At 34.9% G+C, this 13849-nt stretch carries 14 protein-coding genes; 7 read left to right on the forward strand and 7 right to left on the reverse strand.

All coding sequences use genetic code 11. The features are described from left to right. Positions 1-9: 9 nt before the first annotated feature. The 5 genes from JE46_RS02350 to JE46_RS02365 all read right to left on the reverse strand — a co-directional run bounded on the left by JE46_RS02350 (position 10) and on the right by JE46_RS02365 (position 3767). On the reverse strand, positions 10-465 hold the full coding sequence (locus tag JE46_RS02350; protein WP_031453653.1) for a response regulator: 456 nt from the start codon (positions 463-465) through the stop codon (positions 10-12). A gap of 931 nt (positions 466-1396) precedes the next feature. Next, positions 1397-1624, reverse strand: a complete 228-nt coding sequence (locus JE46_RS02355) for a hypothetical protein (RefSeq protein WP_031453654.1) — start codon at positions 1622-1624, stop codon at positions 1397-1399. A gap of 135 nt (positions 1625-1759) precedes the next feature. Next, positions 1760-3130, reverse strand: a complete 1371-nt coding sequence (locus tag JE46_RS02360) for an exonuclease domain-containing protein (protein WP_031453655.1) — start codon at positions 3128-3130, stop codon at positions 1760-1762. Positions 3131-3323: 193 nt separating this feature from the next. Then, positions 3324-3500, reverse strand: coding sequence for a hypothetical protein (locus JE46_RS24220; RefSeq protein ID WP_167343411.1), 177 nt, complete (start codon positions 3498-3500; stop codon positions 3324-3326). Positions 3501-3542: 42 nt separating this feature from the next. Continuing rightward, positions 3543-3767 carry a hypothetical protein gene (locus JE46_RS02365; RefSeq protein ID WP_031453656.1) on the reverse strand — a complete coding sequence of 75 codons (225 nt, stop codon included), beginning with the start codon at positions 3765-3767 and terminating at the stop codon, positions 3543-3545. Between the two features lie 185 nt (positions 3768-3952). On the opposite strand from JE46_RS02365, the gene JE46_RS02370 reads away from it, so the two are divergent. Beyond that, positions 3953-4924 (forward strand): hydrogen peroxide-inducible genes activator, encoded by a 972-nt coding sequence (locus JE46_RS02370; RefSeq protein ID WP_031453657.1) that lies wholly within the window; start codon positions 3953-3955, stop codon positions 4922-4924. A 207-nt stretch (positions 4925-5131) separates the two neighbouring features. Here the strand turns inward: JE46_RS02370 and JE46_RS02375 are convergent, their stop codons facing one another. After that, positions 5132-5929, reverse strand: a complete 798-nt coding sequence (locus JE46_RS02375) for an alpha/beta hydrolase (protein WP_031453658.1) — start codon at positions 5927-5929, stop codon at positions 5132-5134. A gap of 236 nt (positions 5930-6165) precedes the next feature. Further along, entirely contained in the window at positions 6166-6582 is a 417-nt protein-coding gene (locus tag JE46_RS02380) for an OsmC family protein (RefSeq protein ID WP_031453659.1), read from the reverse strand. Positions 6583-6872: 290 nt separating this feature from the next. Between JE46_RS02380 and JE46_RS02385 the strand changes: the two genes are divergently transcribed. From JE46_RS02385 to JE46_RS02410, 6 genes are all read left to right on the forward strand, one after another. Further along, positions 6873-7436 carry a Crp/Fnr family transcriptional regulator gene (locus tag JE46_RS02385; protein ID WP_031453660.1) on the forward strand — a complete coding sequence of 188 codons (564 nt, stop codon included), beginning with the start codon at positions 6873-6875 and terminating at the stop codon, positions 7434-7436. 173 nt (positions 7437-7609) lie between these two features. Continuing rightward, on the forward strand, positions 7610-7999 hold the full coding sequence (locus JE46_RS02390; RefSeq protein WP_031453661.1) for a RidA family protein: 390 nt from the start codon (positions 7610-7612) through the stop codon (positions 7997-7999). Between the two features lie 279 nt (positions 8000-8278). Further along, entirely contained in the window at positions 8279-8737 is a 459-nt protein-coding gene (locus tag JE46_RS02395) for an RNA methyltransferase (RefSeq protein WP_031453662.1), read from the forward strand. 163 nt (positions 8738-8900) lie between these two features. Continuing rightward, the gene (locus tag JE46_RS02400; RefSeq protein WP_031453663.1) at positions 8901-10481 is read left to right on the forward strand and encodes a type I restriction-modification system subunit M; all 1581 of its coding nucleotides are present in this window, start codon (positions 8901-8903) and stop codon (positions 10479-10481) included. Next, positions 10478-11710, forward strand: coding sequence for a restriction endonuclease subunit S (locus JE46_RS23805; protein WP_083480837.1), 1233 nt, complete (start codon positions 10478-10480; stop codon positions 11708-11710). Before JE46_RS02400 ends, JE46_RS23805 begins: the two co-directional genes overlap by 4 nt. Positions 11711-11712: 2 nt before the next feature. Further along, positions 11713-13848 (forward strand): McrB family protein, encoded by a 2136-nt coding sequence (locus JE46_RS02410; RefSeq protein WP_031453665.1) that lies wholly within the window; start codon positions 11713-11715, stop codon positions 13846-13848. Position 13849: the final 1 nt, after the last annotated feature.

Below are 13849 nucleotides of genomic sequence, written 5' to 3' on the forward strand. Positions count from 1 at the left end.
CTTTCAAGACTAAATTGTAATCACAAAAGATTCAATGCTAGTCTCTGTCGATTTTTCTTTCCAGTCTGTTTCAATCACTTTTGTGATTATTTTTTTTAAATCAAAAAAAGAAATAGGCTTTACAATATAAACATTGGCACCTAAACCAAAAGTGCTCTTAACTCCATCAAGTGTTGCCGAAGTTGAATAAATAGCAATTACAGGAATATTTTTAAACATGTCATCTTCCCTAATTTTCTGTAAAGTCTCAAAGCCCGACAACTGGGGCATATTAAGATCTAAAAAAATAATATCCGGGATATTAGTGTTTTTATCATAAAGACGTTCCAGAAGTTCCACACCGTTTTTACAAAATTCGACCGGATGATTAAGATGAAGATCTTCTATTGCTTCACCAAAAAATTCCCTGTCATCATCATCGTCATCAGTAAGTAAGACCCTTATATTCGCTTTAGTTTTCATCATTTGAAGCATTTATACCAAATGTACTCTTTATTAATGCCAGGAGATGAATCAAATAAGTTTAATTCTAATTTTGTATAGGAATATTCTTTGATTAAGAAGTTTTTAATAGAACGATTAGCTAAAATCATTGGCTAAATCATTTGTAAGTATACTTTTATTTTAATTATTCCGCATTTTACAAACCAATTATTTTGGTAGTCTTTATATTACTTTTATTTATTTTGATAAACGGTTATCATTAAAGAGTAAAGATTAAATAAAACTTACGACGTTTGTTAAAAAAATTATGAAAAAATTATGATAGTCACGGAGAGTTCATTATTTTATTAGAGAGAAAATGGAATAATTACTTCATTTTATCAATTTGGATTCACACTGGTGCAGGATTACTGTTTTTTTTCAAACCCCGGACTTGGCGGTCTACACAACCTGAAACCAGTTTCCTCAAAACTTCGGGACCTAACATAAAGTGATCAATTCAAAGAACTGGATTTCTCTGATATGCATTTCTAAAATAATCCCGGAAAGTATATTTTTTTTTCATTTGGATATGAAACGATATCCTTAAATGCTTTCTAACTTCGTGTCTGAAAAATTTCTTCAATTTCAATATAGCGGGCCAGAATAGCCATTCCGTTCCATTGCTTTTGTCCAATTCCATATAGCATCATAACCCGCATACTGTAGTTTTGTGGAAATTTATCTTGTGGCGTCTTGACATATAATATCCGGGACCGCTTTTTCAAGCCACCGAAGCAGAACAGTCAGGCGGCTGTTCAATGTCATTAAGTTAAGAGATTTTAGATTGCTTCGCCAGTTCGCCTTTTAGGCTGGTGTGAGGAGTAACGATTTTGATTTCAGATTTGATGTTGCTAAATGTTTTACTGTCGATTTTGCGAGGTTTTTTATAGCAGCAATCAAAAATAGTTAATCAAAAATCAGCAATTGGAGTTTCGTTTTCTGAAATTGAATTTTCATTTACGGTACTCTCAACACAATTTAGGTTTAAAGGTAAAGTATCCGGCAAATCATCCCAATGCCCCCAATCTCCTTTATATGCTTTTCGATAAATAAAATCAATATTATCGACTAAACATATCTGGCTGTGCAATGAATCCTGCTGAAAGTCTACGCTGTTATTTTTATTTAAATTTTCCATGATTGTGTTTAATTAAATGAGTTCAAAAATACAGTGGTGAATTTCTTTAAACTTATATAAAAATCAGGAATTGTTATCTAATTCACATGTTTAGAATAAATTACAACCTTTAAGTTTTAATTAATCCTTAGGACATTAAACTTTTTTATTTAAAACCTTACCCGGATATTTAAATGCGTAGGCATTGATAAGATGCATAATATACTGATTACTCATGTAGGGCGTAACATACTCTTTAATCTCCGAAGGTTCACTAAATCCAATATCTGACGAAAGATACCCCATACCATAAAAATGTCCGTTTTCGACCCAGATGCAGCTGCGCTCGTCTGGCGACCGGCCTTTATCAATAATAGCAAAACTGGATCTGTTGCTTACCAAAAAAGCTATTGCCTTTTCTATTTTCCCATTATGGCTGAGAACATCGGGTAAAGCTGTAAAATTGGTATTAGGGAAATGTTCTCCTGCCGTAGCAATACCGTATCTGCAAAATCGGTTATCAATTTCAAACTGCTGCTTAAGGTTCAGGAGCATGTTTATTCCTTCGTGAATAGTATTAAAATGTTCAATACAGGTTTGAAACTTGCTTAGCTTTCCTGTAACCAGATATTTATATCCATTTCGGGCTTCATACTGATAAAGACCGTATTTGGGTTCAAAGCGTTTTAATGCCCTGTTATAAGCTGGCCAAAGCTTTTTAATCTCTGCACACTCCAATAGCAATGCCATGAGTTCAGTAGCGCAAACCTCAAAAGAAATACGGTATATATCACGAAGAAAATGTTGTCTTTGGGGCGTAATTTTATGACCACTGAAATGAGAAGCCACACGTTTTTTTAAGTTGATGGCTTTTCCAACATAGATAACCTTATTTACCTGATTATAAAAATAATAGACTCCTGGTTTTTCCGGCAGCTGATCAAAATCTTCAGGTGGCAGGTTGGGAGGTAAGCGCTGGTCTTGTGCCGTGTTTTTGATCATTTTTGCAATTTCGCCATTTTCATCCCATTCCAGCAATTTCGAAAACAAGATTGCTGTAGCATCTGCATCGCCTCCTGCACGATGCTGATTCACTAAAGGAATCTCTAATGCGTGACACAGTTTCCCCAGGCTGTAGGACGTAAGTCCAGGCTTAATTTTTCTGGCGGCACGAACAGTACATAGTTTTCTTGCTGTCCACTTAAAGCCCGATTTTTCAAGTTCATGCCGAACGAAAGAATAATCAAAATTGACATTATGGGCTACAAAGATCCGATCTTTAAGCATTTCCAATACCTTTTCAGATATATCATCAAAGATGGGCGCATCACGAACCATTTCGTTATTAATGCCCGTTAAGGCAAAAATAGGAACAGGAATTTCCTTTTGCGGGTTAACCAGTGTTTCAAAACGGTCAATAACACTACTGCCATCATGTATAACAATCGCTATTTCAGTAATACGGCTGCCACTGGCATTACCACCTGTGGTTTCGATATCGACTATGGCATATTCGGTCTTTTTCATCTGCTATTCTACAACCAGAAGCCTGTTTTATCACTTCTGTCCGGATAATGCAAAATTAATACAGATGATAACAATTTCAATGCCGATACGGTTCTAAATTGTAACAAAGTTACGCTGGTAAATTATTTCCTTTAACGCTGTAGATACTTACTTATACACTTAAATGGGCCTCAAAGAATTTATTATCTTACAATTAGTCAGCAGGCTGAAGAACAGATTCCATAAACTTTCCTGTAATTATAGTTCCTTCTTCATCTTCCCATTGGGTAATCACATTTTCGATTAATTCAGGCTCAAAACCGATTACTTTCATGACTGGACCACCGAATTCCTGTTTAACATCCTGTCCTTCTTTAAATAGAGTACTCATAGTAGCTGTTTTTTAAATTAATAGTGAGTTTCTTTAGATTAATTAGCTGTTGGTAGCTGCACTCCCGGAACTTCCCGCTCCGCCTGAATTGTCATTTCCACCTTCTTCTTCATAACGATCCGGATCTGTACCCGCTTCGTCACGCTGATCATCCCAGTCGCCGGTGTTGGCCTCTTCACGATCATCATTGTTTTGCTCCTGAGCAAGCTGTGCGTGGTACGGACATTTTGCTAATTCTTCGCTGGTGTAGGTATTTGAATTTTCCATGATCTATGTTTTTAAGTTATTAATAATCTTAAAATTAGGTCAATAGAACGATTCTGTTTTATAAAAAATGCTGCATTTCTTACTAAATTATCATGTATTTTCAATTTTTACTTTTACAAACTAGTTCATAAGCTTTATAATCTAAATTGATATTTAGCTATCTTTATAAAATAAAAGTATAAGCAATGACCATTCAACAGTTAAAATATATTGTAGCTTTAGACGAAGAGCGCCACTTTGCACGGGCAGCAGAAGTCTGTATGGTAACACAGCCCGGACTTACGATTCAGTTAAAAAATCTCGAGGAAGAAATTGGAATCAAAATTTTTGACCGTAATAAAGTGCCTTTAACCCCTACAGTTTTAGGAATGGAAATCATCAATAAAGCCAAAAAGATTCTGCGTCAGGCCGATGAAATCAGGGATTTTGTGGTGAACGAAAAAAACCTGCTGGAAGGGGAGTTGAAGCTGGGTATTATCTCGACTTTATCACCTTATTTAATTCCGTTGTTTATCAACGCGATGAAAGAAGCAACGCCAAATGTCCGTTTCATTATTCGCGAATCCAATACGGGACAGCTAATGAAAGATTTGGAAACGGGAACAATTGATGTCGCTATTATGGCAACACCTACAGGAAATGCCAATTTAATCGAACATCCTGTTTTTAAGGAACCGTTTGTGGCGTACCTCAATGAAGGGCATCCCATGGCGAAAGAAGATTTTTATGAATTACAGCCTACTGACAAAACAGAATTGCTCTTGCTGCACCACGAGTTTTGCTACAATGCACAGCTTTTGGATATCTGCGGACTAAAAACCTCAGACAAAATAAAAGAGCAGTTTACCTACGACATCAGTTCTATCGAAACCTTAAAAAATCTGGTGCGTGCCCAGTTAGGATTTGCTATAATTCCGCAGCTTTCTGTTGTAAACGAAACCGAATCAGGACTTTTTAAACCCTTTAAAGAACCCATTCCCGTACGGGAAATTAGTCTGGTAGTTTCCGATTCGTTCTCGAAAAAACTATTACTCGAAAAAATGAACGAAGCAATATGGAATTGCCTTCCGGAGTCTCTCAAAAAAAACTTCAGCTACCGAAAAATCCGTTGGAACGATTCGCCTTATTTTGTAAAAGAAGTGAGTAAATATATGTAACACAAATGCCTGACAGTAATGCCAGGCTTTTTGATTTTTTTTTAAACACATAGAATCATAGCTATAACCCTTTGAACGACAAGGAAAAGTTATGTATTTAGTTTATAATTCATAACTCATAATTCATAACTCATAATTCATAACTCATAACTCATAACTCATAATTCATAACTCATAACTCATAATTCATAACTCATAACTCATAATTCATAATTTCTTAGAAGCTTCAATAATCACATTAGCCACTTTTACCGGCTGAGATATAAAAACCACGTGGCTTCCTTTTATTTCGGTAATTTTTGTATTAGAACGTTTGTACATGTTACGCTGAATATCCGGTGTAATACTTTTATCTTCAGTGGCTACAATTCCGTACGAAGGTTTGTCTCTCCACGCAGCTTTTGTAACAGGCGTTAAAAATCCTTTAGCGTGAAAAGCACCTTGCGAAGCAAACATAAAATCAGCTTGTTCTTTACTCAAATCTCCTGCAAAACCGGCGTGAAATTTAGCTTTATCATAATAAGCAATTCCTTTGTCATCTGGATTTAATACTCCATTTTCAGGAGCAGGAGGGGCAGTCTGCAGCCATTGAACAGAATTTTCGCCATTATCAGGCTGTAGAGCCGCTACATAAACCAAAGCCGTTACTTTAGGATGATTTCCGGCTTCTGTAATAACAGTTCCACCCCAGGAATGCCCCACCAGAATGGTTGGTCCGTCTTGTCTGTCAAGTGCTAAGTTGGTTGCAGCAACATCATCTTCCAAAGAGCTTAACGGATTTTGAACGATAGTCACATTGTACCCTTTTTTACTCAAAACTTCGTAAAGTCCTTTCCATCCCGAACCGTCAGCAAAAGCGCCGTGAACCAATACCACATTTTTAATTTTTGGAGCAGCAGCTGTAGCCTGCGCACTCGCACTTACACTTGTAAATAGTAAACTTAAGATCAAAGCGGCGAACACGAAATAAGATTTCAATTGTTCTTTTATAGATTTTGTTTTCATAATAGTAAATTTTTAAATTCTAGATTTTTGTGTAGATGTTTTTAATGATAAATTCCAATTTTTCACAATCTTTGTCATTTCGAGGAACGAGAAATCTTCGTTAGAAACTCTACAAAGATTTGCGACATTCTGTACGGAGCTACTTGTGAGGATTTCTCGTTCCTCGAAATGACAAAATTGTGTTGACTCTCATATTTTAAGTTATTGGAATTTGGAATTTTTGAATTGGAATTTATTTAAAGTAAAGTGATTGACAAAGTAATTTCAGTATTCAATAATTTAGAAATAGGACAAATTTCCTTTGCTTTCTGTGCTGCCTGCTGAAAATCTTCTGCAGAAATCCCGGGTACTTTTCCGGTCAGTTCCAATTGAATTAAAGTGATAGTTCCGTCTTCGAAAGTAACTTTGGCTACCGTATCCAAATCTTCCGGAACAAAACCGGCTTCAGAAAGTAAAAAGCTCAGTTGCATCGTAAAACAGCCGGAATGTGCCGCTGCGATTAATTCTTCAGGATTCGTTCCTACACCCTGGTCAAAACGGGTTTTAAAAGATAATTGTGCTTCGTTTAAGGTGGTGCTTTGAGTACTGATAGTTCCTTTTCCGTCCATTCCTGTACCTTTCCAGTTTGCGTTTGCTCTTCTTGTAAATTTCATGATTGCTATTTTTAAAGTTGTTATTTAATTTTCAAATCAGTTGTTTGATTTTGATGAAGCAAAGGTATAGGGAAGGTGTTTATAAATCAAATTAATAATTTTTTACAGTTATTAAATTATTTTATAACCATTGATTTACAAGGGCTCAATTAAGCATGTTAGCTGACATAAATATTTAATTCTTTTTCTGACAACTCGAAAATAGAAGCAATCGACTTATTGATAAATGCTTTATTTTTGCAGTAAACACATTAAATAATCAACACTTATTCGCAGTAACACCTCTTACTATGCACGAAAAATTAAGGCAACATATAGAAAAAATAGTACCACTTACAGATGATGAATTTGCATTTATAAGTACCCATTTTACCACTAAAAAATTTAAGAAACACCAATTTATGATACAGGAAGGCGATACGGTCAGGTATAGTTATTTTGTAATTTCCGGGCTTTTAAAACTCGTTCATACCGATAAGGGAGGAAAACCCCACATTGTTTCTTTTGCAATGGAAGATTGGTGGGAAAGTGATTATTACGCCTTTTTTACGCAGACCGAAGCCACATTGTCTTTAGAATGTTTAGAAGACACGGAAGTTTTGTGCTGTACGCTCGAAGATTATAATAAACTTTGCAACGGCCTCCAAAAAATGCAGCGCTTCTTTCTCGAAAAAGCCAATTTTGGTTTTCTGGGTTCACAACGCCGAATCATTTCATGGCTTACTTCCAACTCCAAAGAGCGTTACGAACAGCTGATCAAACAATACCCATCCCTGATGCAGCGCGTTCCCAAAAGTTTGATTGCCTCTTATTTGGGTGTTTCGCGCGAAACGTTAAGCCGTTTATCCGCTTAGTGTGATATAGGTCACTTTATATTCGTGATGTATGTCAAGCCTGGGTTTAGGGATAATCCGGAACTTTGCTTTGCAAATTTAAAATAGCAGTTATGAAAAAAATCACCACGATTTTAGCTGTCATAGTATTCACAATAGTGTCTGTAACGGCACAAAATAAAAACGCAAAGCAAATGGAAAAACACATCACAAATCCGTGGAAATGGCAGGACGAACGCAGTTATGTTCAGGCTGTCGAAGTAAAACAGCCGGCAGGAACCTTATATGTTTCCGGTCAGGCTGCTGTCAACGCTGACGGAACATCCAGCACCGAAGACATGAAATCTCAAATCATTTTGGCGCTGCAAAATCTGGAAACGGTCGTTACCCAGGCAGGTTACGAACCTAGTGGAATTGTCAGACTCACCATTTATACGACTTCATCAGCGGAGTTTTGGCCTCATTTTTCGCTTTTTCAGGAGTGGATTGCCAAACACGGCATCAAACAAGCCACCTCTTTAATGGAAGTTAAAAGTCTTTTTGAAACGCTAAAAATCGAATTTGAAGCTACAGTCGTAAAGTGATTTAATTTAGTAGCAATAGTATTGAGGGATATCTTAAAACAGAAGTTTTAGATATCCCTTTTTTTGTTGTCGTGAAAAAAGCGGTTCGCTTTATCGTATTTTAATTAAAACTTAGTTTAAAGTCAGAACCGTTTGCCAGCAGTAAGAAAGGAAACTTTGCAGAGCAGGGGAGTAGCAACGATAAATTTTAGTAAAAAAATTACAAGCCATGCCATTAAGAACTTCTTTTCACCTAAACAAAAATTGATTTATCTGTTGACAGTTTGTACTTTTGCCGCTATGAATGACAACTTTGTAAATGAATACTTTGGTATCGGCATCCACAATGGTAAAACGCCTGAAAACTTGGGGGTGTTGTGGCGATCGGCTCAAAACTTAGGCGCTACTTTTATATTTACCATAGGCAATCGATATGCGAAACAAGCCTGTGATACACATAATGCGGTAAAAGCAATTCCGTATTTTCACTACGATACTTTTGAAGCTTTTTTCGAAAACTTACCCAAAGGAGCCCGATTGGTGGGTGTTGAATTAAGTGAAAAGGCTTCCGATTTAGAAACCTTTGAACATCCAAGACGTTGTGTGTATTTATTAGGAGCAGAAGATCATGGTTTACCGCTAAAAACAATGGAAAAATGCCATCATTTAGTGAAATTCAAATCTATAAAAAGCTTAAACGTGGCCGTGGCAGGAACTATTGTGATGTATGACAGGAATCTGGCTAAGCCGAGATCTTGAGAATATAACCTTTTAGATTGCTGTAAATTATTCTACATTTTACATTTATTTTTTAAATCATATTTTTCACTTTTAAAAGATTACCACAATCTTATTAGTGAAATATTTGATACTTTAGCCATTCGATAAAAATCGTACTAAATACAAGTTTTTACCATATTTCATGACCCAACAACAAATAAAAAATCTAGAAAAAGAACTCTGGGATGCTGCTGACGAACTAAGAGGAAACTCTAAACTTACAGCTGGCGAATACAAAGATCCATTACTCGGATTAGTATTGTTGCGCTTTGCACAAAATCGCTATGAAGATGCCAAAATAAATATTGCTAATTCTTTACCCATAAATCCACGAACAGGTACGCAACGCCAAGCCACCAAAGATGATTTTGCAGGAGCCGGAGCAATTCTTTTGCCTGAAAAAGCCAAATACGAATACCTTGCAGCGCTTCCCGAAAGTGAAGATATAGCCGAAGCTATCAACAATGCAATGAAACTAATTGAAGCCGAATATCCTGATTTAGCTGGTATTCTTCCAAAAAGCTACCAGGAATTTGACGATAAATTATTGCGTGATTTAGTTCGTGTGTTTAATAAAGATGCCGTACGATATGCCAAAGGAGATGTGTTCGGACGTATTTACGAGTTTTTCTTGATGAAATTTTCTATGCAGGGTGCTGGTGCACAAGAAGGAGGAGAATTCTTTACGCCTCCATCACTAGTAAACCTTATTGTCAATTTTATTCAGCCCAATCATGGTATCATACACGATCCCGCTTGTGGCTCGGGAGGTATGTTTGTGCAAACCGCTCATTTTATTCAGGATCACGAAAACAAAAGTGTCAACGAAGCCATTACGGTTTATGGTACAGAACTAAAAAGTAATAATGCCAAACTGGCCAAAATGAACTTAGCCATTCACGGTATCGAAGGCAAAATTATAGAAAGCAACAGCTTTTATACCAACCCGCACAACCTTACCGAAAAATGCGACTTTGTCATGGCGAATCCTCCTTTTAATGTGGATAAAGTCGATGCCAAAAACAAATTCCTAGCCGAAGACGAACGTCTTCCTTTTGGAGCACCGCTTACAGGTAACGGAACAGTAAGTAACGGAAATTATTTATGGATGCAATATTTTTATTCGTATCTAAACAATACCGGACGTGCAGGATTTGTTATGGCTTCCTCAGCTACAGATGCGGGAAATGCCGAAAAAAGAATACGAAAAGAACTAATAGAAACCGGAGCTGTAGAATGTATTGTGTCAGTAGGAAATAACTTTTTCTACACCCGTTCTTTGCCTTGTCATGTATGGTTTTACAACAAAGGTAAAAAGAAGGAAAACAAAAATAAAATCCTGATGATTGATGCGCGTAACACTTTCCGAAAAGTAAGCACAACTATCAATGATTTTAGCGAAGAACAACTAGAAGGACTTACAGCCATTATGCAGTTATTTCGTGGTGAAAAACCAGAACTAAGTACCAATAATGAATGGTTTAACGAAAAGTTTCCAACCGGAAAATACGAAGATGTAGAAGGTTTATGTAAAATTGTAGATATTGAAGAAGTCGCTACTCAGGATTACAGCCTGACGCCTGGGCGTTATGTAGGTGTGGTCGTTGATCTGGATATGGATTTTGACTACCAAGGTCGTATGGTTGAAATTCATAATGAATTGGCAATTTTAAATGAAGAAGCTAATCGATTGATGCAACAAATTCAAAGTGTGCAATTATGAGAGAGGATTGGAAGGAAGTTATACTTAAAGACGTTGCACCATATTTTACTAAAAAAATAGAAGCAAAAGAATTAAATGCAGAAAATTATATTTCTGCTGATAATATGTTGGTAGATAAAGGAGGTATTACTAGCTCTGTATATGTTCCCACATCTGGAAAATCTACTTTATACAGCCCAAATGATATATTGGTTTCTAATATAAGACCATATTTTAAAAAAATATGGTACGCCAACTCAAACGGGGGATGCTCAAATGATGTTATTGTTTTTAGAACAATAGAGAATATTGCTGATTCAAGATTTATATATTATTACTTATCTAAAGATGATTTCTTTGATTATATGATGGCAGGTTCAAATGGAACCAAGATGCCTCGTGGAAATAAAAAATCAATTCCTGAATATAAAATTGAACTTCCTCCACTACCAACCCAACGCAAAATCGCATCAATATTATCAGGTTATGATGATTTGATTGAGAACAATTTAAAACGCATTAAATTATTAGAAGAAAAAGCTCAACTTACTTATGAGGAGTGGTTTGTAAAAATGCGTTTTCCAGGTTATGAAACGGCTAAATTTGATGAAGTTACGGGACTGCCTAATGGGTGGGATAAAGTTAAGTTGGATGAAATTACAGATTATATAGGCCGCGGTATAAGTCCTAAATATGTTGAGGAAGGTGGATTTCCAATAATCAATCAAAAATGTATACGTGATAATAAAGTTGATAAAACATTTTGTAAATTAACTTCCACTTCAAAAAAAATCCATCAAGATAAAATTTTGCAATCATTTGACATCTTAATTAATTCTACAGGTACAGGTACCTTAGGAAGAGTTGCGCAGATCTTGTCGGTAAATGAAATAATAACTGTAGACACTCATGTTACAATAGTTAGAGCAATTGAAAGTATTTCAAAAATTTTTCTAGGAAGAACCATAGAATATAATCAAGGTAGAATAGAAAAATTAGGAAAGGGAGCTACTAATCAAATAGAACTTTCAAAACACGATTTAGGAGAATTAATCTTAATAGATTTACCAACCTTGGAATTACAAGATTTGTATGAAACTACATTCATGCCAAATTATCAAGTAATCGATAATTTAATTATTCAAAACCGTCTTCTCAAAGAAGCGCGAGATATTTTATTGCCAAGGTTAATGAGCGAGATGATTGATGTGGAGGAGTTAGAATTAGGAACATTACAAACAGCACAATAAATATGAATTATTGGCACATACAATTGCATCCTGATAATAGGTTATCTGTAAAAACTTTAATTTCAATACTCAAAACCAAACATGTAATCGGTTTAGGAGACTCTTGGAACGATAAAAATGGAAATCCTAATAATGCTCCCGAAATATTTGAAACTGAAATGCAAATTGGAGATGTTGTCATGGTTCGCGACACTATTACGCCAGTTGCATTAGTACAAGTTGTTGAAAATGCTTATTTAGAGCAAAATACCAATGATGATTTTGATTGGTTTAATCTAAGAAGAAAAATAAAAATTATAGCTATTTATGATGATCAAATGGCAGACTTGAAGGATAAGCTTCTTAAAAAATATGATAAAAACTATATACAAGCACCGGGAACTTTAACAAAATGCCAAGGAAATAATGCTACTAACGATTTTATTAGAGATTGGTACAAAATCGCAATAAGAAAAACACTTATGGAAAATATAAAGTTAAGTCCGGAAAGACAATTGGAAATAAAGACCATGTGGTTAAAATTTAGAGAACCTTTCCACGATGGCAAAATAAATATTGATATAAGAAACAATGTTGAAGCATTATTAGATGAATGGAAAAAGTATACATCAAAAATAAAAGACGATAGTTTCTCTATTGATGATTACACTAACCGTTTAAGTCAAGGTGTAGCACAAATGCCCGGTGGTTATTTATGTAATTTTCTAGAAAGGAGCACTAGTGCTTTTTTTGGTTCATCAAAACCCGGTAACGCTAATAATTTTGAAATAAAATTAAATAGTGACGGAGAAACTTATACTATTCGTAAAGAACTTAAGCATGGAGAAAAGGAAAATAAAAATGACAAACATAAGGCAACTTTATTATTTAATGAAACCATTAAAAAGCTTTTAAAAGAGATAATAAATACTGATGAGCCAACTAAAAAGATTCCATTAGTAGAACATAGTGATTTTGCATCTAGACAAATATTGCGAAAAATGGCCGTTTTAGACAATCCAAATAATTTTTTATTTATCTATTCGAATAATATTATTGATAGTTTACATAATGAATTTATTAATAGTGGTGAGTTAACAAATCTTGGGAAAAATCATGAAATACGAACCATTGCGAATCAGATTTTAGAAATATCAGATAGTAATGTAGTCGATTCTGTTTTACTTTCTTGGTTTTTATGGAGATATGCCAACACCCAAAGTATCGCTGATGAAAATACACCAAATGTAATATTGTACGGACCTCCGGGTACTGGAAAAACCTATCAGGTTAAGAATAGTTTAGATTTTATTTGTCAAGGTGATAGAAGTAGGTATGAGTTTGTTCAGTTTCATCCTTCTTTTACCTATGAAGATTTTATTGAAGGGATCAAACCTAAGGGAGTTACTAAAGATGGAAATATAAAATTTGAGTTGGTTGATGGTATTTTTAAGCGTTTTTGTAAAAAGGCTAAGGCAAATCCAGACAAGAAATTCTACTTTGTGGTTGATGAAATCAACAGAGCCAATCTTTCTTCCGTATTTGGAGAAACATTATTGTGTTTAGAAAAAGATTATCGTCACAATGCTCAAAGCGGTAGTATTGAGAATCTAATTAAAACACAATACGCAACTCTAATTGAAGAAATGATTAAAGAAGATCCTGAAAAAGTTGAATTAGCTTACCATTTTATTGAAGGTAACGCTTATTTTGGAGTACCTTCTAATGTATTCTTTATTGGTATGATGAACGATGTTGATAAAAGTATTGATGCTTTTGATTTGGCTTTACGTCGAAGATTCAAATGGATTAGAAAGGATTGTGATTATGATGTAATTGATCAATTTACAAAGTTTAAAAATGGTGAAGATTTTACCAATATCTACAATTATGTTCAAGCTTGTAAAAGTTTAAATGAATACATAAATAAAGATTTAGGGTTAGGAAAGTCTTATGAATTTGGACATTCTTTTTTCATGAAAATAACTGCCATATCTAGCAGAAAAGAGATTACAGTAAAAAATCTAGAAGTTTTATTCCATCTTCATTTAAGTCCAACTTTGAAAGAATATCTAAGATCAATGTTTGCTGAAAGCGAATTGGATAATAAACTAGAAAAAGCACTAAGTGAATTTTCAAAACCATTTAAACAGAATTAAT

This window comes from Flavobacterium chungangense LMG 26729, assembly GCF_000735715.2.
Classification (GTDB): Bacteria; Bacteroidota; Bacteroidia; order Flavobacteriales; family Flavobacteriaceae; genus Flavobacterium; species Flavobacterium chungangense.